Source organism: Microbispora bryophytorum (assembly GCF_006874465.1).
Lineage (GTDB): Bacteria > Actinomycetota > Actinomycetes > Streptosporangiales > Streptosporangiaceae > Microbispora > Microbispora bryophytorum.
Genome location: NZ_VIRL01000001.1, coordinates 132404 through 154288 on the forward strand (window position 1 = coordinate 132404; position 21885 = coordinate 154288).

The following is a 21885-nucleotide window of genomic DNA, read 5'->3' on the forward strand; positions in this document are numbered from 1 at the left end:
TCCCTCTCACCCGGAGGCCCAGTCGGGTGGCACGCCCGGAGGCAGCATCCTGCGGCGGCTCGGCGAGCCGTGGCCGGACTCTCCCGGTTCCTTGGCCCCGGGCCAGGCCTTGGCGACCCGGCCGGCCAGCACGAAGTCCTTGCGCAGCGGGTGGCCCTCGAAGCCGTCCGGCAGCAGCAGCGGGCGCAGGTCCGGATGGCCGTCGAAGACCACGCCGAACATCTCGTACGTCTCCCGCTCGTGCCAGTTCGCCCCGCGGAAGACGCCGGTGACGGTCGGCAGGCGGGGGTCGGCGCGCGGCACCCGGGTGCGCACGAGCAGGTGCGCGAACGCGACCGGGTCGAACACGTGGGCCACGACGGCGAACGCGTCGGGCGGCTCGTCCACGGCGGTCAGCCAGTCGAAGAACGCGAATCCGGCCGAGCGTGCGAACGCCAGCGCGTCGGTCCATTCGCCGGGGTCCACGTCGAGCACGTCCTGGCCGAAGGAGCCGGTGACGCGGGAGCCGTACCGCTCGCGCAGGGCCTCGACGGCGCTCATGCGTGCGCCTCCGGCCGGTAGCGGTCCTCCAGCGTCTCGCCCGCGATCTTCTCCTGGAGCTTCATGATCCCGTGGAGCAGCGCCTCGGGGCGGGGCGGGCATCCGGGGACGTACACGTCCACCGGGATGATCTGGTCCACGCCCTTGGTGACGCAGTACGAGTCCCAGTAGGGCCCGCCCGAGTTGGAGCAGGCGCCGAACGAGATGACGTACTTGGGGTCGGGCATCTGCTCGTACAGCCGCCGTACGGCGGGAGCCATCTTGTCGGTCACCGTGCCCGACACGATCATCAGGTCGGCCTGCCGGGGGCCGTTGGCGAACGGGATCACCCCGAAGCGGATGAAGTCGTGCCTGCTCATCGACGTGGCGATGAACTCGATGGCGCAGCAGGCCAGGCCGAAGTTGAAGACCCACAGCGAGTAGCGCCGGCCCCAGTTCAACACGAACTTCATCGGCTTGGGCGCCAGCCGGGACACCGGCCCCACCGTGGGCATCGGGAGATCGTTCACGGGCATGCGGTCACCGCCATGCCGTCCATTGTCCTCCCCCGAGCCGGTCGGGTCACGTCCAGCCCAGCACCCTCTTGCGCCAGGCGTACAGGATGCCGAGCGCGATGAACGCGAGGAAGACGAACATCTCCACCAGCGTCGTCATGCCGTACCCGGGGGTGGCGAAGACGGTGGCCCAGGGGAAGAGGAACACGGCGTCGACGGCGAAGACCACGTAGAGGTACGTGAAGACGTAGTAGCGGATCTGCGACTGCGCCCAGCCCTCGCCGACGGGGTCGACCCCGCACTCGTACGTCGTGAGCTTCTCGGGCGTCGGCCGGCTGGGACGTAACATGCGGTTCACGAACAATCCGCCCGCGAAGATCGCTACGCCGACGAGGAAAAGGACGACGACCACGGCATATGAGCCGAAGTATCCACTCATACCGCCTCCCAGATCTCGAGAATAAACCCGGCGCGATCTCAAGGGCTGAACACCTGACGGTCACATCCGAGTCCCCCGCATATAGTTGAGGATCGTGACCCGAATCAAGCTCGTCGCCCGCTTGCACCTGGACCTGTGCCGGCTCGCGTCAGGCCTGTGTCGCCCGGACGGTTCTCGAAGCTGACGGTGCGCCGCTCGCGCGGCCGAGGCACCAGCGGGAACGCGCCAGAGGCGCGGAAAGTCCCGGCAGAGCGCACCCCAAGTGCGCATCTGCGAAAAACCAGCGGACCCCGATGGATCTAGCATGGACATGACAACGTGCCACCAGCAGGCAGGCCTGGGTGCGTCAAGGAGGACTGAGGAGCTGTGACCAAGCAGGTTCAGCAACTCGACCGCGTGATCATCCGGTTCGCGGGTGACTCCGGCGACGGAATGCAGCTCACCGGTGATCGGTTCACTGCGGAGACGGCCCAGTTCGGCAACGACCTGTCGACGCTCCCCAACTTCCCGGCGGAGATCCGCGCTCCGGCCGGCACCCTCCCCGGGGTGTCGAGCTTCCAGTTGCACTTCGCCGACCACGACATCCTGACCCCCGGCGACGCGCCCAACGTGCTCGTCGCCATGAATCCCGCCGCGTTGAAGGCGAACCTCGGGGACCTTCCCAGGGGCGCCGACATCATCGCGAACATCGACGAGTTCACGAAGCGCAACCTCTCCAAGGTGGGCTACGACGGCAACCCGCTGGAGGACGACTCGCTGGCCGAGTGGCGTCTGCACGCGGTGCCGCTGACCTCGCTGACGGTCAAGGCGCTCGAGGGCTACGACATCTCCAAGAAGGACGCCGAGCGGGCGAAGAACATGTTCGCGCTCGGGCTGCTGTCCTGGCTGTACCACCGGCCGACCGAGGGGACGGTCCAGTTCCTGGAGGCCAAGTTCGCCAAGAAGCCGGAGATCGCCAAGGCGAACATCGCGGCCTTCCAGGCGGGCTGGAACTACGGCGAGACGACCGAGTCCTTCTCGGTCTCCTACGAGATCAAGCCGGCCACGCTCCGTCCGGGCACCTACCGGAACATCTCCGGCAACCAGGCCCTGGCGTACGGGCTGATCGCGGCGTCGGTGCAGTCGAAGCTGCCGCTGTTCCTCGGGTCCTACCCGATCACCCCGGCCTCCGACATCCTGCACGAGCTGTCCAAGCACAAGCGGTTCGGGATCCGGACGTTCCAGGCCGAGGACGAGATCGCCGGCGTCGGCGCCGCGCTGGGCGCCGCCTTCGGCGGGTCGCTCGGCGTGACCACGACCTCCGGCCCGGGCGTCGCGCTCAAGGCCGAGACCGTGGGCCTCGCGGTGACCACGGAGCTTCCGCTGATCGTCGTGGACGTGCAGCGGGCCGGGCCCTCGACCGGCATGCCGACCAAGACCGAGCAGACCGACCTGCTGATGGCCATGTACGGCCGCAACGGCGAGTCGCCGGTGCCGGTGCTGGCGGCGGCCACGCCGTCGGACTGCTTCACCATGGCGATCGAGGCGGCACGGATCGCGCTCAAGTACCGCACGCCGGTCATGCTGCTGTCGGACGGCTACCTGGCCAACGGCTCGGAGCCGTGGCGCATCCCGGAGATCGACGAGCTGCCGGACATCTCGGTGCTGTACACCACCGAGCCCAACGGCGACGACGGCACGTACCTGCCTTATCTCCGTGACCCGGAGACGCTGGCCCGCCCGTGGGCGGTGCCGGGCACGGCGGGCCTGGAGCACCGGATCGGCGGCATCGAGAAGGCCGACGGCACCGGCAACATCTCCTACGACCCCGACAACCACGACAAGATGGTGCGGCTGCGCCAGGCCAAGATCGACGGCATCGACGTGCCCGATCTGACGGTCGAGGACCCGGACGGCGACGCCCGGGTGCTCGTGCTCGGCTGGGGCTCGACGTTCGGGCCGATCGCGGCGGCGGCCCGCCGCGTGCGCGCGGCCGGGCACAAGGTGGCCCAGGCGCACCTGCGGCACCTCAACCCGCTGCCCGCCAACACCGGCGAGGTGCTGCGTTCCTACGACAAGGTGCTGCTGCCCGAGATCAACCTCGGCCAGCTCGCCATGCTGCTGCGGGCCCGCTTCCTCGTCGACGTGATCAGCTACAACCGGGTGCGCGGGCTCCCGTTCAAGGCCGCCGAACTCGCCGCCGTCATTCAGGATGTGATCGAAAGTGACTGACACCCTCAATGGCAAGGGCTTGGCCCTGATCCCCCGCACGGACGCCAAGCAGACGCTGAAGGACTTCAAGTCCGACCAGGAGGTGCGCTGGTGCCCGGGCTGCGGTGACTACGCGATCCTGGCGGCGGTGCAGAGCTTCCTGCCGGAGCTGGGGCTCAAGCGCGAGAACATCGTGTTCGTCTCCGGCATCGGCTGCTCCTCGCGGTTCCCGTACTACCTCAACACCTACGGCTTCCACTCGATCCACGGGCGGGCGCCGGCCATCGCGACGGGCCTGGCCGCCTCCCGGCCGGACCTGTCGGTGTGGGTCATCACCGGCGACGGCGACGCCCTGTCGATCGGCGGCAACCACCTGATCCACGCGCTGCGCCGCAACGTCAACCTGAACATCCTGCTGTTCAACAACAGGATCTACGGCCTGACCAAGGGGCAGTACTCCCCCACGAGCGAGATCGGCAAGATCACCAAGTCGACGCCGATGGGCTCGCTGGACAAGCCGTTCAACCCGATCTCGCTGGCGCTCGGCGCGGAGGCCGGGTTCGTCGCCCGGACCATCGACAGCGACCGCAAGCACCTGCAGGGCGTGCTGCGCCAGGCCGCGGAGCACCGGGGCACCTCGCTGGTGGAGATCTACCAGAACTGCAACATCTTCAACGACGGCGCCTTCGACACGCTGAAGGACCCGGGCGTCCGCGACGAGATCACCATGCGGCTCGAACACGGGCGGCCGATCGTCTTCGGCACCGGCGACAACGAGCGCGCCGTACGGCTGTCGCCCACGGGCGGCGTCGAGGTCGTGCGCCGTGCCGAGGTCTCCGACGCGGAGATCCTCGTGCACGACGCCCACAACCCCGACCCGTCGCTGGCGTTCGCGCTGTCGCGGCTGGACGAGCCGGCGTTCGAGCACGTGCCGATCGGCGTCTTCCGCTCGATCGACCGGCCCTCCTACGACCAGCTCCTCAACGAGCAGGTTCAGGCGGCCACGGCCGGCACGGGCATGGGCAGCCTCGCCGACCTGCTCCACGGCGGGGACACCTGGTCCATCGGCTGAGCACACCACCTGAAAGGGACCCGTCTTCGGACGGGTCCCTTTCGTATTAGCGGCCCCGAACATTGTTCTCACCGTCAACCATGGTCGCGGCCGGCCCGTCTCCCTTGCCGGAACGCAGCATGATCCAGCACGTGAGGAGAGCCCATGGCCCAGCCCCCTTCCTCCGGACCGCCGTCACCGGCACGGCCGGAACAACCACCGTGGGTGGGAAGGAAGGTCGTGGTCACAGGAGCGTCGGGATTCATCGGGAGCCGTCTCTCCCTTCGGCTGGACGGCATGGGCGCCGAGGTGCACGCCGTCAGCAGAAACCCTGTTCACCGGCAGGCATCAGGCCTGTCCGAACGGGCGATCTGGCACGCGGCCGACCTTCGCGACCGGGAGACGGCCGAGGCGTTGCTCCAGAAGATCAACCCGGACGTCGTCTTCCATCTGGCCGGCGAGGTCGACGGAGCGAGGGAGGCCGGCCTCGTACTGCCCACGCTGGAGAGCAATCTCCTGAGCACGGTGAACCTGCTGAACCACGCCGCGGCCCTCCCCGGGGTCCGGGTGATCCTCTGTGGCTCCAGCGAGGAACCTCGGCCTGCGAACGAGCAGTCGCCGCCTCCGTCGCCGTACGCCATGGCCAAGTGGGCGGCCACCGGCTACGCGCAGATGTTCAGCCGATTGTGGGGCGTCCCCGTCACCGTGCTGCGGCCGACCATGGTCTACGGTCCGGGCCAGCGGGACGCCCGGAAGCTGGTGCCGTACCTGGCGCTGTCTCTGCTGCGCGGCGAGGAGCCGCGTCTCACCAGTGGGAGCAAGCGGGCCGACTGGGTCTACGTGGACGACGTGGTCGACGCGCTCGTCCTGGCCGGGGGGACCGACAGGGCCGCCGGGCAGGTGCTGGACGTCGGCACGGGGGTTCTCACCTCCGTCAGGGAGACCGTGGAGTTGCTCTTCCGCATCTCCGGCACCTCACTCCGGCCGCGGTTCGGCGTGGTCGCCGACCGCCCCCTGGACATGGCCCAGACCGCCGACGTCGGACCCGCTGCCGAAGTCCTCGGCTGGCGGGCCGTCGTCGGCCTGGAAGAAGGGCTGCGACGGACGCTGGCCTGGTATGCCGAGCGCAGGTAACAGAAGACTCCAGAAAGGCGATAGCCGTACCGTGACCGTTATCTTCTCAGGTCCCCTTCTGACGGACGAAGAGCGCCGTACACGCCTTTACGGGGGGCAGGTCTTCCTGTATCCGGCCCGTCCCGAATCCCTGGCACTGATCGAGTTCGCGCGGGAGCTGATCGGTGCCGCATTCCGCGGCCTGGACCCGGAGACAGCGCAGTACGAGCTGCCCGTGGAGAAGTTCGCCGCGATCCTCGCCGAGCTCAAGCCGAAGTTCATCCATCACCCGCGCTCGAAGGAACTGCTGCGGGCGCTGCTGCTCTCCTTCGGCTGCGACGCCGACCGGACGTATTTCGATGTCCCGAGGATGCGATCGTCCACGTCCGACTACTACCTCACCACAGGCATCGCCTACGCGTTCCACCCCCACCGGGACACCTGGTATTCGGCGCCTCTGAGCCAGATCAACTGGTGGATCCCGATCTATGAGGTCGTGCCGGAGAACGTGATGACGTTCCATCCGCGGTATTGGAGCGCTCCGGTCAAGAACGGCTCCGCCGGCTACGACTACTACGAGTGGAACCGGACCAGCCGCTTCAACGCCGCACAGCACATCGGCACCGACACCCGGGAGCAGCCCAAGCCCGAGGAGCCGGTCGAGCTGGACCCCCGGGTGACCGTCGTGCCCGAGCCGGGCGGTGTGATGATCTTCTCCGGCAACCAGCTCCACTCGTCGGTGCCGAACACCTCGGGCAAGACCCGCTTCAGCATCGACTTCCGTACGGTCAACGTGGACGACGTCATCGCGCGACGCGAGGCGCCCAACGTCGACTGCGCGTGCACCGGCACCACACTCCGCGACTTCCTGCGCGTCTCCGATCAGGAGCGGATGCCGGAGGACGTCGCGCTGGCGTACGAGGGCAAGGGCTGATGACCGTTCCGGCATCGGACCGTTTCCGCACGCCCCGAGGAGCCCCCGCATCAGAGAGGCCCCGCCCATGAGCCGTCTGAACGCCCTGCGCAACCGCTTCGTCGACGCTCCCGACTCACTGGGCGCGAAGGCCCGGGCGCGGCGGTGGAGCTGGTTCGCCGAGTGCTTTCCGGACCTCGACCGGATGAACGTGATCGACCTCGGGGGGACGGCCGGGGCCTGGCTCCGGGCCCCGGTCAGACCCGCCCACGTGCACATCGTCAACCTGGAGAAGCCGCCGCCGGACCTGCCGTCCTGGGTGCGCGCCGACGTCGCGGACGCCTGCGACCTGCCGGCCGCGATCCGGAGCAGCACCTACGACCTGGTCTTCTCCAACGCGGTGATCGAGCATGTGGGCGGTCACCAGCGCCGGCAGATCTTCGCCGACACCGTGAACTCCCTGGCCGACCGGCACTGGGTGCAGACGCCCTACCGCTACTTCCCGGTCGAGCCGCATTTCCTGTTCCCCGGCTTCCAGTTCCTCCCGTTGACGGCCCGTACGGAGATCCTCCGCCGCTGGCCGCTCATCCACACGCCGACCTCCGACCGGGAGGCCGCGCGGCGCATCGTGATGGACGTCGAACTGCTCAGCGTGACGGAGATGCGGCATTACTTCCCCGGCTCGCGGATCCGGTTCGAACGGCTGGCCGGCCTGGTGAAGTCGGTGATCGCCTACAAGCGCGCCTGACGCCGGACGAGCGGCCGGCCCCCGCGAGGGCCCGGCCGCTCGTCGTCGTCACGACTTGCCGGGGTCCACGGCCCCGCCGTCCTCCCAGGTGTTGCCCCGCCAGACGTTGCCGGAGCCCTCGTGGTCCCAGTAGGCCACCGGGCCGGCGTACCCTCCCTTGGGCCAGACCTGGCGGCTGAAGACGTTGTCGATGACCTTGACGTTCGACGAGGTGCCCTTGGTGCCCGCCCCTGCGTACAACGCCCATCCGCCGCCCGCCAGCAGGTTGCCCTCCACCGTCACGTCGCGGATCACCCCGAAGTCCTGGAACAACGCGATGGCGCCGGTCTGGTCGAGCGTGTTGATGACCGTGTTGTGGCGGATGATCAGCTGTGTGCCCTTGGCCGGCGCACTTGTGCTCATGATCATGTCCGTGTGGTCGCCCGAGTAGTACTTGGGGTCGTGGAGGTAGGAGTCCTCCACCACCCCCTGCTCGGTGCAGATGCCGTTCGAGATCGTGTGGATGTCCACGCGCCGGATTGTGATCATCCTGCCCTGGTTGAGGATGCCGAACTGGGTGCGCGCCTTGCCGTTGCCGAAGACCTCGACGTCCTCGACCGTCAGCCCCGAGTGGCCCTCACGCTGGAGGATCCCCCAGTAGTCCCGCTGCCCGCGGACCCGCGTGTTGCGGATGGTCACGTTGTCCGCGTCCACCGTTATGTCGCCGTAGACATCCAGACCGTCGATGACGGTGCCGTCCTTCGTGATGACGAGCGAGTCGGATCTCTTGAGCGTGACACCCGCGGGGACGCCCGTGTTGCCCGGGCCCGGCATGTCGCCCGTACGCGGCGGCGTCGTCGCGTTCGAGGGTGTCGGGTCCGAGGGTGTCGGGTCCGAGGGTGTCGGGTCCGAGGGTGTCGGGGAAGGACGGGCGGACGCGGACCTCGACGGCGTCGGCGAGGGCCGGTCGGGGGACGGTGTGCGCGACGGGGTGCGCGACGGACTGTGTGCCGGACTGGGCGACGGGCTGTGGCCCGCGCTACGCGAGGGCGTCATGCCGGGCGAGGGACTCCCGCTGCGCGAAGGAGTCGCACTGTGCGAAGGGACGGCGCCGGGAGAGGGACTGCGCGTGGGACGCGCTGTTGGCCGGAGGGTCGGCCGGAGGGTCGGCCAGAAGGTCGGGCGAGTCGTCGGGCGGAGGGTCGGACGAAGGGTCGGCGACGCGTCCGGCGGGGGGCCGGCCGGGATGCCCGGACGTGGGGAGGCCGACGGTCTCGCCGTCCAGGACGCTTTCGGAGCGGGCCGCGCGGTGGGCCGGTGTCCTCGCCGCGGCGGCAGGGTGGTCCACCAGGTGACCGCCGGATACGGCTTCCGGCTCCGCCGGCCCGTGGGCGCCGGCGTCGCCCCTTTGCGGCCGCGGCGCGAGGAGGGCGAGGCCCTGACCGCCTCGGCGCCGGCCGCCTGCGGTTTCGCCCGTGCGTCCTGCTTCTCTCCGTCTCGCGTCCCGGCGCCCGCGAGCTCGACCGTCCCGTCGGACGCGTCCTGGCCGACGGCGCCACATCCTCCGCCGGTGAGGACGACCAGGGCGGACAGACCCGCCACGACCAGCAGCCCGCTTTTCCGGGTGTCCTTATATATCCGCACAGTCGACTCCTTCCGGATAACGGTTATGCCGACTGTCCGCCTCTATAGGGGAGGCTCACCGGGAGGGTAGCCACACCCGACACACAATGTGGGCCGTTTTCGCAAAAGGAACCATTTTCAGCGTAATCTACATGCGTCCCAATCTGCGTATAAACCGCATTCAGGCGACAAAGGGCGTTATTCGGGCGTTACCTTCCCGCCGCCCTCCCAGGCGTTGTCCCGCCAGACGTTCCCGCGGCCATGGGCGTCCCAGTACGCCACCGGACCCGCGGATCCTCCCTTGGGCCACACCTTGCGGCTGAAGACGTTGCCGATGACCTTGATGTTCGACGAGGTGCCCTTGGCGCCCGCCCCCGCGTACAACGCCCAGCCGCCGCCCGCCAGCAGGTTGCCCTCGACCGTCACATCCCGGACCACGCCGAAATCCTGGAACAGCGCGATGGCGCTGGTCTGGTCGAGCGTATTGACCGCCACATTGTGGCGAATGATCAATTCGGTTCCCTTGGCGGGCGGTCCGGACGACATGATCATATCGACGTGATCGTCTTTGTAGAGTTTCGGATCATGGACGTAGTTGTCCTCGATGAGGCCCTGCTCGGTGCTGATGCCGTTGGAGATCGTGTGAATATTCGTCCGCCGCACGGTGATCATCACACCCTGGTTGAGAACGCCGAACTGCGTGCGTTCCCTGCCGTTGCCGAAGATCTCGACGTCCTCGACCGTCAGCCCGGAGTGCCCCTGCCGCTGGAGGATCCCCCACCAGCCCGGCGTGCCGCGAACCCTGGTGTTGCGGATGGTGACGTCGTCGGCCTCGACCGTGATGGCGCCGTTCACCTCCAGACCGTCGATGACCGTGCCGTCCCTGGTCACGGTGATCGATTCGGACGGGCGCAGCTTCAGCCCCTTGGGCACTCCGGTGTTGTCCGGTCCCGGCCAGGCCGCCGGCCGCGACGGTGAGGGCGCGGGGCTCGGCGTGGTGCGCGCCGTCGGCGTCGTCGGCGGGGTGGGGCGTCCCGGGCCGCCGTCCGTGGTCGCCTGGCACGCGGTCTGCGAGGTCACCAGTACGGCTCCCGCGAGCAGGACCGCCGTACGCCTCGTCACCGCCCGGCGCACGCCGGGCCGATTCCGCGGGCGATGCGAACGCACCGGCATGACGTGATGCGGCTCACCGCGTTCTCCCCCCTGCGCCCGTCGTGCGGGCATGTCGGCGCCGGCATTTGAGCGGATCTCCGGCCGCCATCACCGTACCGGGCGGGTCCGCGTCACGCCGGGAATACCGGCGGCGAGCCTGCGCGCCTGGTCCGGCTACGCCTTGTCGCCGCGGCTGAGCAGGTCCACCAGCGCCGGAGGCGTCCAGCGCTTCACCGTCTGGCGGAAGCTGCTCTTCCACTCCTCTCCGGGCCGCTGTTTGAAGAGGGTCGTGTGGTCGGCGCCCGTCTCCTCCCCCGGCCGGCCGTTCGTGTAGTAGTACAGCGCCATCGAACGGCGGGCACGGTCGTCCGGGCACGTGAGCGGGTCGGGATGCCCGTGGTTCGCGTCGTCGGTCGTGGCGAAGACGACGAAGCGGTTGAAGACCGGCAGGATCTTGTGCTCGCAGCCGGTCATGTCCTTGTCCCAGAGCTGCAGGTGACCGCCGTAGTCCTCTTTCCAGTCCTTGTTGAGGTAGAGCAGCCCGTTGAGCCGGCGGTCGAGGTTGAGCCTGCGGTGCCGGTTGAAGTCGGCGTGCACCTTCAGGAAGCCTCCGGGCTTGATCTGGTGCAGGCCGCCGCCCTCCAGGTGCGGATCGGAGACGAGCTGCGTGATCCCCGTCAGCCGTTCGAGGAACTCGACGAACACCTGGCCGTTGAACTCGGCGAGCAGGTGGCGGGTGGCGGGGCCCATCCGCTCGGTGTCCGACAGCGCGAGCTTGATCTCGCGCGAGCTGTCGAACTGCTGCCAGCTCGCGTCCCGCGGCTCCGGGAACTCCTCCAGGATCGGCTCCAGCGCACCGGGCGGCAGGAAGTCGTCGATCACCACGTGCCGGAACGGCGCGGCGCCGAGGAAGTCCTCGCGCCTGCGGTCGGCCAGCGGGAACAGGTCCTCCCGACGGAAGGTGAACCTTTGGGTCTCCTGCATCGAATTCTCCCTCGCCGCCGGCTGAAAGGTGTCTGTCTCGATCCGTCGCCCCCGTGCTCGCCACCGCACGATCCGCCGGACGCTTCCCGGGCGGCTCGGAACGGCGAGGCTCCGACTTGAATATCGTGCGGCGAATCCGCCCGCGTTACAGCGCCGCGCCCGGGCCGGAGCTCTCACCTTGCCGCGTTGGACGCGCAACACCAGGGCGAAGATCGCGGAATGCATTGCCTGCCGGATGCACCGCATTTAGCATGCGCCTGGCGGGCAGTTCCCGACCCCCGGAGGGCCGCATGTCCGAGACCCCGCGAATCGCGGTCGTCGTCGTCACCTACAACAGCGCGCGCGTGCTGGCAGACTGCCTGCAGTCGCTCGCCGCGGGCGCGCGGGGCGCCGACCTCGTGCAGGTGATCGTCGCCGACAACGCGTCACGGGACGAGTCCGTACCGCTCGCCGAGCGAGCCGGGGCGACGGTGGTGCCGCTGGGCCGCAACGCGGGGTACGCGGCGGCCATCAACGCGGGCGTCGCCGCCCTCGACCGCGAGGGACACCTCGACCGCGTCGACGCGGTCGCCATCCTCAACCCCGACTGCCGCACCCGGGAAGGGGCGCTCACCCGTCTCGCCGCCGCACTGCACGCCCCCGGCCGCGGCATCGCCGTACCCCGGCTGATCAGCCCGGACGGCCATACGCATCCCTCCCTGCGCCGTGCCCCCACCGTACGCGGCGCGCTGGCCGAGGCGGTGATCGGCGGACGGCTCGCGGACCGTGTCGGGCGGCTCGGCGAGGTGATCACCGATCCCCGCCGGTACCGGACGCCGGGCACCGCCACGTGGGCCACCGGGGCCGCCCTGCTCGTCTCCGTGGCGGCCGTACGCGACCTCGGGCCGTGGGACGAGTCCTTCCTGCTCTACAGCGAGGAGACCGAGTTCGCGCTGCGGGCGGCCGACCGGGGCTGGACGCTCTGGTACGAACCCGAGGCCGTGGTCGAGCACATCGGCGGCGAGGCGAACGTCAACCCCGTGCTGGCCGCGCTGCTCACGACGAACCGGGTGCGGCTGTTCCGGCGGCGGCGCGGGCCGGTCTCCTCCGTCGCCTTCTATCTGGCCGTGGTTCTCGGCGAGGCGCTGCGCGCGCTCGCCGGACGGCGTACGGCGAGGGCCTCGCTGGTGGCCCTGCTGCGGCCCTCCCGGCGCATGCGGGTGCTGCCGCGATGAGCGGGCGGGGCGGCTCGGCGGAGGCGGCGTAACGGCGGGCCCGTCCGCCGCGACTACAGACATGTGAAAGTGACGCGACTCGCCCTGGAGGGCGTGCTGCTGTTCGTCCCCACGCCCCACCACGACGAGCGCGGCTTCTTCACCCGGACCTTCGACACCGCCGTCGCCGCCGAGCACGGGCTCGACCCCGCCGCCTTCATCCAGGACAGCCAGTCACGCTCCCGCAAGGGCACCGTCCGCGGCATGCACGGCCGTTCGGGGCGTGGCGAGGCCAAGCTCGTCCGATGCGCCCGCGGCGCCGTCCTCGATGTGCTGGTGGATGCCAGGCCCGGCTCGCCGACCTTCGGCCGGCACCTGTCGGTGCTGCTCGACGACGAGACGTTCGCCCATCTGTACGTGCCTCCGGGCCTCTTGCACGGTTACCAGGCGCTGACCGAGGCCGACGTGTGCTACCGCATCGACCGGGAGCACGACCCGTCGGAGGATCTCGCCGTGCGGTACGACGACCCGGATCTCGCGCTTCCGTGGCCGCTGCCGGTCGGCCCGATCAGCGGCCGGGACCTGTCAGCCGGGTCCTGGGCCGAGCTGCGCGACCGCCTCGGGGCGTAGCCCGGCACGTGCCGCCACCGCCGCGGTCGGGGCGGGGGCCGCGGCCGCGTTCTCGGCCTTCAGCGCGCGCAGCAGCGAGCCGGCGGCACCGATCAGCAGGAACATCAGGCTGGTGACCCCGGGATAGGACAGCAGGTCGAAGGTGGCCGCGCCGACGAGCGGAACCAGCAGGCAGGCGGCGATGGTCAGGGCCAGGTTGCGGACGTTGGGATCGCGGCTGAGCCGCCGTGCGCGCAGCGCCACGATCACGCCGCAGACGATGACGCCGACGAAGGCCACCACGCCGACTACACCGGTCTCCACCAGCGACAGCAGGTACTGGTTGTCGAACACCTGGTGCTTGTAGGGGTACCAGGTGCCGATGCCCCGGCCGAAGAGCGGATGCTTGGTGACCTCCGTCAGCGCGAACGGGTAGTCGTGCGTGCGGTAGAGGATGCTGTCGTCGGACCCGGCGTTCGCGAACAGGTTGTAGAAGGTGCCGAGCAGCCCGGGGGCCGCCACCTTCATCGCTCCGAGGAACACGGCGAGCGCCCCCAGGCTCACCAAGCAGCGCCTGAGCGGCCAGCCGGTGAACAGCACCGCGCCGACCACGACCGTCCCGAGCACGGCCGACCTGGAGACCGAGAACATCAGCCCGGCCGCGATCAGGGCCGCGCACAGCCACCAGCGCCGCCATGGCTCGCCCCGATCCCGCGCCTGCAGGGCGAAGTGCGCCGCGAACGGCAGGACCATCGAGCAGAACACTCCGAACTCGATCGGGTGGCCCAGCGTCGCGGCCACCCGGCGCAGGTCCGCACGCGACATCACGGTCTCGGTGCCCTCGACGGAGGTGTGCCGGAACCCGGGCAGGGACATGTAGGTCGTGGGGTCGAACTCCAGCAGGTACTGGCAGACGGCGACGACCGACACGATCGCGCCGGCCACCACGACCGTCTTGAGCACGAAGTCGAGCCGGTCCCGTCCCCTGACGCCGTCGCACATCATGAGCACGAGCCCGACGTACCCGGCGAACAGCACCAGGGAGTGGTCCGCCAGGTTGAGCTCGTCCGAGGGCAGGTATCCGAGGCTGGCGAAGCCGTAGCAGGTCAGGAACGCCATGCCGTACGCGAAGATCGCGGTGCGAACGGGGTTGGCACCCTTGGCGGCGCCGAGGGTGGTGGTGAACTGCGCCAGGAGCCAGACGAGGAGGAGCAGGAGGGCGACGACGTCGGCGAGCGTCAGCGACATCGGCAGCCCGCGCAGGACGAGCCGGGCCGGGATGAGCAGCAGGGCGAGCGCGAACAGGCAGACGAGCGTCGCGCCGTCGGCGTGCCGACGCGATCCGGGCAGCGAGCTGTCGATCCTCACGGGACTCCCGATGGTCACGGCTGTCAGCGCCGGAGCAACGGCGCCGACTCCGTCCGCGCGCCGGCTGGATAGGCGGATCCGTTGAGGGACGGCTGGGGCTTCGCGGCGCCGGAGCGGGCGCGGCGCGACCGCGCCCCGCTTTCGACGGCGAAGGCGGCGGCCATGCTCAGGAACAGGCCCATCGCCAGCGCGACGCACGCCGCCCGCAGCCTGCTCCCCGTCTTCTCCTCGGGTGTGGTCGGCGGCACGACCTCGAACGCCCTGAGATAGGTGGCCCGTGGCGCGCCCAGCGCCCGCTGCTGCTCGACCAGCTTGTCCTGGGCGATCCGGCCGAGCCGCGCCACCACGTCATGGGCCTCCCGCGCCGTCGGGGCCTCCGCGGAGATGACGACGAACGGCAGCGTGATCATCAGCTCCGGATTGGTCGTGCCGTTGCTGATCTTGTAGGTGGTGCGTCCACCGGGCGTCACCCCCACCCGCTGCGCGACCTCGCCCGTGCTGAGGCCCTGGATGAGGATCGAGGCGGAAAGGCCCAGCCCGCTGTCGACGTTGACCAGCGGGTTCGTCACCGGGTTGGGGAACTTGGGATCCGCGGGCAGGCTTCCCCCGCCGCGGGGGACGGTCAGCACGAGGCTCGAGGAGCACACGAAGGTCTTCGGGAACATGACGTAGACGCCGGCCGCCCCCGCGAGCACGAGTACGAAGACGGGGAAGGTGACGTACCACCGCCGGAACAGGACGAGGACCGTCGCCCAGAAGTCCATGCGTCAGTCCTTGTCGTCGTCCGTGCGCGCGTCTCTGGTCACACTCGCGAAGCGACGGTCGTCGTCGGCGCGCAGCGCCTCGGCCGCGTCCTGCCCCTTCACCGGCTCCGTCACGACGACGATCTCCTGGGTGTCCCACAGGACCACGTCATCGTCCTCGTACGCCGAGACGACGGGAGCCACGGGAGCGACGGGAGCCATGGGGACCGCCGGGCGCGCGGCGGCGGCCGGCGGCGGCGCGGGCTCGCGCGGGGGTGGCGGGGCGTTGCGGAGCAGCGGGACCCGGCCTCTGCGCGTCAGAGCGTAGGCCAGGCCGAGACCCGCGCAGGCGACCAGAAGGCCGACGCCGGCCGCCAGCTGCCACCGCGTGGACGTCATGGCCTCCGGCTTGGAGGCCGGCACGATGTTGGCGACCGTGAGATAGGTCGAGGGCGGGGCGCCGAGCGTCTGCTGCCACCCGGTCAGCTCGTCGCGGACGCGCCGCTGCGCCTTCGTCAGAACGCTGGAGGCGACCGCCGGGGACGGCGCCACGACGCGGATGTAGATGTACGGCCCGCTGATGTCCAGAACCCGGGGGTTGCTTCGCCCGTCGTCGATCGTGATCGTGGTGGGCCCGTCCTTGGGCGCGCCGAGCTGCGTCCACACGTCCTGCGTGTTCATGGACTGGATGACGATGCTCGCGGCCGTCTTCAGCGCATCGTTGAACTGCAGGAGCGGGTTGCCCCGGGGCAGGGGGCGGTTCGGGTCCCGGGAATAGACGCCGCCGTTGACGGGCGTGGCCAGCACCAGCGAGGTGTCCGCCTCGTAACGCGTCGGGGCGAGGACGAAGGTGACCGTGCCGGCCAGGATGGAGATCGCCAGCAGGGGGAGCCCGATCGACCATTTTCGTAAGAGACCGGCGGTCGTCGTCCAGAACTCCACGTATCCCCCCGGCCTGTCCAGTGCCGTCGGCCTGCCAGCAGGCGTCCGGACCCTGCTTGGATACATCGTGACGCGCGGCTGTCACGTTACAACGTTCCGACGTCCTGCGCCGGGTGGTTACATTCGGCGGCATCCCACCGATATACGGTGCGGCGACCGGTCCGGGCGACGACGGGAGTGCGGCGGATGGAGTCCACTGCGGGTCAGGCGACGTCCCCGTCCACCCGGGCGGCACGCGCGCCCACACGCCTGCCGGGCCTCGACGGGATCCGCGGGATCGCGGCCCTGTTCGTGGTCCTGCACCACTGCTGGCTGCTGTCCTTCCCGGGCTTTCCCGCCGACACGGGCCCCGCGTGGGCCGGCTGGCTCGTCTACGGGCACCTCGCGGTGGTGATGTTCATCGTCCTGTCGGGGTTCTCGCTGGCGGTCTCGCCGGCCAACTCGGGCTGGCGGCTGAACAGCCTCCGCCGGTTCGCCTACCGGCGGGCCTGGCGCATCCTCCCGCCCTACTGGGCAGCCCTGCTGTTCAGCCTCGTGGTCGCGTGGACGCTGATCCCGCAGCCCGGGCAGAGCGACCCGACCGTGAAGTCCGTCGTCGTCTACGGCCTGCTGGTCCAGGACCTGTTCGGCTCGCCGAGCCCCAACGGCGCCTTCTGGTCCATCGCGGTGGAGGCGCAGCTCTACATCGTGTTCCCGCTGATGCTCCTCGTGCTGCGACGGGCCGGCGCGGCCGTCCTGCTCACCGTCCTGACCGTCGTCGTGGCCCTCATCGGGCTGCTCGCGCCGAGCGTCCCCGCGGTGGACCTGTTCATGCGGCTGACCCCGCAGTTCGCGGTACTCTTCGCGATCGGCGCGGTCGCCGCGGGAGTGGCGGCGGCCATGGCGCGGGGCATCACGGCGCACGAGGAGGCCCACGAGGACGCGTCGCCGTGGCCGTCGCGTCTGCCCTGGCTGGCCCTGGCCGCCGCGACACCCGTCGTCCTGCTGATCGTCGTGCGTGGTCCCGGGTGGACGGTCGACCACTACTTCTGGGTCGACCTGGCCGTCGGCCCGGCGGTCGGGCTGCTGCTCGCCTCCGTGGCGGCCGGTCGGCCCCGGCCCCTCGTGCGCCTGCTCGACACGGGGGCGCTGCGCCGGCTCGGCTCGTTCTCCTACAGCCTCTACCTCATCCACGCGCCGATCGTGGTGGTGGTGAACCGCATGGTCCTGGCCCCCCGTCTCGCCCCGGGCGTGACGATGTTCCTGGCCACGCTCGTGCTGACCGTGCCGCTCGCGCTGCTCGCGGCGTGGCTGTTCGCGTCGGTCTTCGAGCTGCCGTTCCAGCGCCACCGCGGCTGGGGGGCGCTGCGGGCGGCGGTCCTGCGGCGGTAGCCGCCGCAGGATCCCTCCGGACCGGTCTAGAGCGGCAGCTCCGTCTGGCTGTCGGGGCGGCCGACGTACCGGCCGTAGTCGGGGTGGTCGAAGCGGTGCAGCGCGACGATGTTGTCATTCCACGGCGCGGGCACGGCCCGCTTGTGGCGCAGACCGTTGATCGGGGCGATCTTCAGGGTCTCGTTCGCCTGGTTGAACTCCCCGATGGCCCGCAACTCGCCGACGTAGTCGTTGTGCAGGATCTGGTCGTCATCGCCGACGGTGTCGTCCAGGTAGCAGAAGACGCGGGGCAGGAAATACTTGTGGTCGCCCGTGAAGATCCTCAGCGCGGCGGCCGTCGAGGAGTAGAAGTCCACGTCGACGGAGACGAAGCCGATCGGCGCGGGCCGCCTGTCGTCCAGGAACTCCGCCACGGTGTCGGTGATGTTCCCGAGGACCAGGTGTGCCTCGGGCAGGCGCGCGTGCAGGGCGTCGACGTCCATGCTGAAGTCGCCCTCGCGCCAGATGTAGGGCAGGTCGCGGTAGTCGGTCGGCTTCGGCAGGCCCTCTCCCGTGTCGAAGCCGTACACGTCGATCCGCACACCGGTGGCGGCGGTGGCCAGCCGTGCCTGGCGGCACATCTCGACCAGCCCCGCGCCGCCCGCGACGCCGAACTCGACCACGCTGATGCGGTCGACGCCGAGCCGCCTGGCCAGTTCGGCCGCCTGCTGGACGCCGTAGGCGTAGTGCGGCCGGGGGAACAGGTCGAGAGCGCAGCGCAGCTCGTACGAGCCGAAGGGCAGGCGGCGCATGACGGCGAGAACCGACCGTCCGGGCTGCATCAGCACCCGGACGAGGCGTATCACGTTCCGGTCGAACCCGCTTCGCGGCGAGGACGTCATAGTGGGTCGGCCTTTCTTCTGATCGCGTGGTTGGATTGCGGCCGCCGTGCCCGTGGGTCAACCTCCCAGGAGGCGGACGGCGAGACCGGTGAGCTTGCGGCCGCGGTGGGCCAGCACCTGGCGCTGGCGGCGCCCGTATATGCGGGCCAGCACGGCCCGGCCCCGGCGGCGCTGCTCCGGGGTGAGGTCCATGGCGCGCAGCGCCCCGTACATCGCGCGGAACTGAAGCGTGTTGGCGAAGTGCGCGGTCCACACCGGCACGCCGAGGGCCCGGGCGATGTGCGGCAGCCGCTTCCAGCGCAGGCTGCGGTGGGCCAGCACCTCGGGGACGTGACCCCACGGCCCGGTCAGGGCCAGCACGGTGGCGTACACCTCGTCCTCACGGATCATCACGGGTCTGCGGATGCCCACCACCGCCGCGCGCCGCATCACGCCGTACAACGGGTCGAGGCGCATGTGCTCGGTGGTGACCGCGTCCCACAGCTCCTCCAGCCGGTCGACGGGGTCGTCGGAGAGCATCCCCGTGCCCTGGTAGGCCGGCCGGTGGACTGATCCGTCCGGGCTTGTGTACGCCGTGTCAGAGGTCACCAGGATGAGCCGCTCGTCTGTCAGCAACGGTTCGAGCGACCGGGACACGCAGTGGGGCTCGAGACGGTCGTCGTCGCCCATCCACCGGAAGAACTCGCCCCGCGCCAGCCGCAGCGCCTCGGTGAAGTTGCCGACGATGCCGATGTTGCGGGGCTGGCGGTGGTAGACGACCCGGGGATCCTCCCGGGCGAGCCGCCGGCACAGCTCCTCCGTGCCGTCCGTGGACGCGTTGTCCGAGATGACGACCTCAAGCCGTTCGTGGTCCTGGGCGAGGACGGACCGCACGGCCTCCTCCAGCCGGTCGGCTCCGTTGCGGACCGGTATGCCGATGGAGACGAGTCTCCGTGAGTCCGCCGACTTCCGTGAATCCGCCACCTCAGTGCTCCTTCGCCGTCGCCTCGACCGGCACTGGCTGCCGGTGACCGGCGGGCAGCCGCTCCATCATGTGGCCGCCCACCGTTCTCATCTGGTGCAGCGGCACCACGATCAGCACGTAGACCAGCAGACCTCCGGCACCTCCGACGACGAGCTGGAGGAACTGGCTGCCTCCGGTCAGCGCGGCAAGGCCCATGGTGACCGCGAACGACACCGCGGCTCCGGCGAACGGCCGTACCAGCTGGGGCAGGATCGGCCGCAGCCGCACGCCGGTGCGCTGCACGGCGAGCATCGCGAGCGGAAGGGCCACCAGCAGCGCGGCCGCCGCCTGGCCGACGGCCGCGCCCCGGATGCCGTCGAGGTGCGTGCCCACGATCACCGCGGGGATCAGGGCCACGCCGTACCCCAGGTTCATCCAGACGGTCGAGCGCGTGGCGCCCTGCCCGTTGAGGATGTCCAGGGCGAAGGAGGTCAGCATGCGCACCACCATCAGCACCGCGAGGAACCGCAGGACGCCGGCCGCCTGTCCCCACTTCTCGCCGTACAGGAAGTAGATGAGCGGGTGAGCGAGCACCGCCATGGCCACGGCCAGTGGCAGGATCGCGGTGATCAGCATCGGCACCGACTTCTGCACGCCGAGCGACAGCGACTGCTCGTCATGCTCGGCGAGACGCGAGAAGCCGGCGATGGACACCGAACGGATCGCGGTGCCGATCAGTCCGGGCACCCAGCTCGACACGTTGAAGGCCAGCAGGAAGAAGCCGAGCCAGTCGGGCCCCATGATGGCGCCGACGATGATGTAGCCGACGTTGAGCAGCACGACTTCCAGAGCGATGCCGGCGGCGGAGGGGATGCCGAACCACAGCAGCCTCCTGGCGACGCCCCTGTCGAATCCCAGACGCCAGGGCAGCCGGGCGTAGGCGAGCATGAACACGCCGGTGACCACCGCACCGGCCACCTGTCCCCAGGCGAAGCTGTACGGCCCGGCGCCGCCGGCGGCGAGCGCGATCGCCACCGGGGCGTTCACCAGGAACCCCGCCAGGATCGCCTTGGCGCTCTTGCCCACGTGGAACCTGCGCAGCAGTGTCGCGCTGCGTACCGCGGTCACGGCCTCGATGAGGATGACCGCGGTGAGGATCCGGACGACCGGGGTGGCCTCCTCGCTGCCCGCGAGGCTGGAGAAGTACGGCGCGCCTACGTAGAACACGCCGTACAGGGTGACGGCGGAGATCATCGACAGGGTGGTGGCGGTCGGCGCGACGTCCTCCAGTTTGCCCCGCCACTGCACGACCGCCGCCATGACACCGATGTCCTTGACGACCATGACGAACTGGGTCGCGGCCAGCGCGACCGCGTAGATGCCGAAGTCCCCCGGGGACAGCAGACGGGCCAGGACGAGGCCCATGAGGAACGATCCCGCCCGGGTCGCCAGGGTGCCCAGCAGGCTCCAGCCGAGCCCGCGTCCGGCCTTGCGGCCGATGTCACGGAGGTGGGCGGCCTCGCCGCCGGCCGGCTCGCCCGGCTCCGGCGGCTCCGCTGAGTCCGCGTCCTGGCTGTCTCTCATCGGCACTCCCCGGCTCCTAGTTCTCCTCGGTGACCCGCTCCAGCCAGATCTCCCGCCAGAACGGCACGAACGCCCGTGGGCAGTTGGCCTTGTACACCCCCGCGCAGACGACGCCGTCGAGGACGATGCAGGGATTCTTCATCTGCAGCATGCGCCCGGTCCTCTCGTCGATGCATCGTTCCACGCGCGCGGCGACCCGGGCCACGCGTCCGCAATATCGGGCCATCTCCTCTTCGAAACCCATGCCGCGGTTGAGCCGCTTCGTGTCGAGCGTGGCGACGATCGCCTCCCGCGATCTGACCCGCACGAGCTCGCCCGGTTGCAGGTCGCTCAGCTCGGTCGGGGTCGTGGTGTTCGGGCCTGGCGCCACGAAGCCCCACGCCATGCCGTCCCTGAACCGCAGCCGGCGGGGCAGCCTGCGGCTCGCCGCCTGTAATCGGTTGAACAGCCCGAAGAAGACCGTGCGGAGGGTGGCCAGGACGCCGGCGTTGCCCACTCGCACGTCCGTGGCGTACTGGCCGAGGTCCTTGAAGGGCAGGCGCTCGGGTGCGGCGCGCAGCAACTCGGTCGCCTGGCAGCGGTACCGCACCTCGCCGTCCACTGCCGGTTCCCTGCGGGCGTTGATCTCAAGCAGGGGAAGGCTGCGTACGGGCTCGGGTGCGGCATCGGGCGCGGGCGCGCCCGGGTCCGCCCGTTTGAGCCAGGCCTCCTTCCAGTACAGCGAGCACGAGGTCTGGCAGCCGCCGTGGGCCGAGCCGTCGCAACGCGCCCCGGTCAGGTGCACGGCGTCCCGCATCCGCCGCATGCCCGTGCCCGTCACCGTGTCGCACAGCTTGTGGGCCACCTTGTGCACCGTCATCCGCCGCCCGCAGAACGACAGCATCTCCGGCATGAAGGGCAGGCCGTCGAGCTCGCCCTTCTCGTCGAGTGTGGACATGATCTCCTCGACGCTGCGGACCTCCACCTCCTCGCCGACCGTGAGGCCGAGGGCCTCCGGTCGTGCGGAGGCCTCGAACTGCGTCATC

23 protein-coding genes are annotated in these 21885 nt (G+C 70.1%); 9 read left to right on the forward strand and 14 right to left on the reverse strand.

All coding sequences use genetic code 11. From position 1 onward, the window contains the following. Positions 1-6: 6 nt before the first annotated feature. The 3 genes from FLX07_RS00650 to FLX07_RS00660 are packed head-to-tail and all read right to left on the reverse strand — an operon-like array spanning position 7 to position 1473. A complete protein-coding gene (locus tag FLX07_RS00650; RefSeq protein WP_142567453.1) occupies positions 7-540 on the reverse strand; it encodes an NADH-quinone oxidoreductase subunit C in 534 nt (177 codons plus the stop codon). After that, complete coding sequence (locus FLX07_RS00655; protein ID WP_142567454.1) at positions 537-1055, reverse strand: NADH-quinone oxidoreductase subunit B; 519 nt, start codon at positions 1053-1055, stop codon at positions 537-539. The genes FLX07_RS00650 and FLX07_RS00655 overlap by 4 nt, the downstream gene beginning before the upstream one ends. 46 nt (positions 1056-1101) lie before the next feature. After that, complete coding sequence (locus tag FLX07_RS00660; RefSeq protein ID WP_142567455.1) at positions 1102-1473, reverse strand: NADH-quinone oxidoreductase subunit A; 372 nt, start codon at positions 1471-1473, stop codon at positions 1102-1104. 366 nt (positions 1474-1839) lie between these two features. Between FLX07_RS00660 and FLX07_RS00665 the strand changes: the two genes are divergently transcribed. The 5 genes from FLX07_RS00665 (at position 1840) to FLX07_RS00685 (ending at position 7488) form a co-directional block, all read left to right on the forward strand. Next, on the forward strand, positions 1840-3684 hold the full coding sequence (locus FLX07_RS00665) for a 2-oxoacid:acceptor oxidoreductase subunit alpha (RefSeq protein ID WP_142567456.1): 1845 nt from the start codon (positions 1840-1842) through the stop codon (positions 3682-3684). Further along, complete coding sequence (locus FLX07_RS00670) at positions 3677-4735, forward strand: 2-oxoacid:ferredoxin oxidoreductase subunit beta (RefSeq protein WP_142567457.1); 1059 nt, start codon at positions 3677-3679, stop codon at positions 4733-4735. The genes FLX07_RS00665 and FLX07_RS00670 overlap by 8 nt, the downstream gene beginning before the upstream one ends. Before the next feature lie 219 nt (positions 4736-4954). Continuing rightward, on the forward strand, positions 4955-5848 hold the full coding sequence (locus FLX07_RS00675) for an NAD-dependent epimerase/dehydratase family protein (protein ID WP_167748060.1): 894 nt from the start codon (positions 4955-4957) through the stop codon (positions 5846-5848). Positions 5849-5879: 31 nt separating this feature from the next. Beyond that, positions 5880-6761, forward strand: coding sequence for a phytanoyl-CoA dioxygenase family protein (locus tag FLX07_RS00680; protein WP_208762017.1), 882 nt, complete (start codon positions 5880-5882; stop codon positions 6759-6761). 67 nt (positions 6762-6828) lie between these two features. Beyond that, positions 6829-7488: a class I SAM-dependent methyltransferase gene (locus tag FLX07_RS00685; protein ID WP_142567460.1), complete on the forward strand. Its 660-nt coding sequence runs from the start codon at positions 6829-6831 to the stop codon at positions 7486-7488. A 48-nt stretch (positions 7489-7536) separates the two neighbouring features. On the opposite strand, the gene FLX07_RS00690 is transcribed toward FLX07_RS00685, so the two are convergent. From FLX07_RS00690 to FLX07_RS00700, 3 genes are all read right to left on the reverse strand, one after another. After that, positions 7537-8301, reverse strand: coding sequence for a right-handed parallel beta-helix repeat-containing protein (locus tag FLX07_RS00690; protein ID WP_142567461.1), 765 nt, complete (start codon positions 8299-8301; stop codon positions 7537-7539). Between the two features lie 205 nt (positions 8302-8506). Next, positions 8507-8815 (reverse strand): hypothetical protein, encoded by a 309-nt coding sequence (locus FLX07_RS00695; RefSeq protein WP_142567462.1) that lies wholly within the window; start codon positions 8813-8815, stop codon positions 8507-8509. Between the two features lie 473 nt (positions 8816-9288). Further along, a complete protein-coding gene (locus FLX07_RS00700; protein WP_142567463.1) occupies positions 9289-9945 on the reverse strand; it encodes a right-handed parallel beta-helix repeat-containing protein in 657 nt (218 codons plus the stop codon). Positions 9946-9958: 13 nt separating this feature from the next. Between FLX07_RS00700 and FLX07_RS00705 the strand changes: the two genes are divergently transcribed. Next, positions 9959-10270 (forward strand): hypothetical protein, encoded by a 312-nt coding sequence (locus FLX07_RS00705; RefSeq protein ID WP_142567464.1) that lies wholly within the window; start codon positions 9959-9961, stop codon positions 10268-10270. 146 nt (positions 10271-10416) lie between these two features. Here the strand turns inward: FLX07_RS00705 and FLX07_RS00710 are convergent, their stop codons facing one another. Further along, a complete protein-coding gene (locus tag FLX07_RS00710; protein WP_142567465.1) occupies positions 10417-11226 on the reverse strand; it encodes a 2OG-Fe(II) oxygenase in 810 nt (269 codons plus the stop codon). Positions 11227-11516: 290 nt separating this feature from the next. On the opposite strand from FLX07_RS00710, the gene FLX07_RS00715 reads away from it, so the two are divergent. Both FLX07_RS00715 and FLX07_RS00720 read left to right on the forward strand, forming a co-directional pair. After that, complete coding sequence (locus tag FLX07_RS00715) at positions 11517-12440, forward strand: glycosyltransferase family 2 protein (protein ID WP_142567466.1); 924 nt, start codon at positions 11517-11519, stop codon at positions 12438-12440. Positions 12441-12509: 69 nt separating this feature from the next. Further along, positions 12510-13049, forward strand: coding sequence for a dTDP-4-dehydrorhamnose 3,5-epimerase family protein (locus FLX07_RS00720; protein ID WP_229689436.1), 540 nt, complete (start codon positions 12510-12512; stop codon positions 13047-13049). On the opposite strand, the gene FLX07_RS00725 is transcribed toward FLX07_RS00720, so the two are convergent. From FLX07_RS00725 to FLX07_RS36835, 3 genes are read right to left on the reverse strand one after another with little or no spacing between them, the layout of a single operon-like run. Then, positions 13005-14396, reverse strand: a complete 1392-nt coding sequence (locus FLX07_RS00725) for an O-antigen ligase family protein (RefSeq protein ID WP_142567468.1) — start codon at positions 14394-14396, stop codon at positions 13005-13007. The two genes, FLX07_RS00720 and FLX07_RS00725, sit on opposite strands and share 45 nt — an antisense overlap. 23 nt (positions 14397-14419) lie before the next feature. After that, the gene (locus tag FLX07_RS00730; RefSeq protein ID WP_142567469.1) at positions 14420-15160 is read right to left on the reverse strand and encodes a GumC domain-containing protein; all 741 of its coding nucleotides are present in this window, start codon (positions 15158-15160) and stop codon (positions 14420-14422) included. Positions 15161-15163: 3 nt separating this feature from the next. Then, positions 15164-16081: a hypothetical protein gene (locus tag FLX07_RS36835; protein ID WP_189104849.1), complete on the reverse strand. Its 918-nt coding sequence runs from the start codon at positions 16079-16081 to the stop codon at positions 15164-15166. 186 nt (positions 16082-16267) lie between these two features. Between FLX07_RS36835 and FLX07_RS00740 the strand changes: the two genes are divergently transcribed. Then, a complete protein-coding gene (locus FLX07_RS00740) occupies positions 16268-17452 on the forward strand; it encodes an acyltransferase family protein (RefSeq protein WP_142567470.1) in 1185 nt (394 codons plus the stop codon). Positions 17453-17478: 26 nt separating this feature from the next. On the opposite strand, the gene FLX07_RS00745 is transcribed toward FLX07_RS00740, so the two are convergent. The 4 genes from FLX07_RS00745 to FLX07_RS00760 all read right to left on the reverse strand — a co-directional run bounded on the left by FLX07_RS00745 (position 17479) and on the right by FLX07_RS00760 (position 21884). Beyond that, a complete protein-coding gene (locus FLX07_RS00745) occupies positions 17479-18297 on the reverse strand; it encodes a hypothetical protein (RefSeq protein WP_142567471.1) in 819 nt (272 codons plus the stop codon). 93 nt (positions 18298-18390) lie between these two features. Next, positions 18391-19296 carry a glycosyltransferase family 2 protein gene (locus tag FLX07_RS00750; protein ID WP_208762018.1) on the reverse strand — a complete coding sequence of 302 codons (906 nt, stop codon included), beginning with the start codon at positions 19294-19296 and terminating at the stop codon, positions 18391-18393. Position 19297: 1 nt separating this feature from the next. Continuing rightward, positions 19298-20860, reverse strand: a complete 1563-nt coding sequence (locus tag FLX07_RS00755) for an oligosaccharide flippase family protein (protein ID WP_142567472.1) — start codon at positions 20858-20860, stop codon at positions 19298-19300. A gap of 16 nt (positions 20861-20876) precedes the next feature. Continuing rightward, positions 20877-21884, reverse strand: a complete 1008-nt coding sequence (locus tag FLX07_RS00760) for a hypothetical protein (RefSeq protein ID WP_142567473.1) — start codon at positions 21882-21884, stop codon at positions 20877-20879. Between the last annotated feature and the right edge of the window lies 1 nt (position 21885).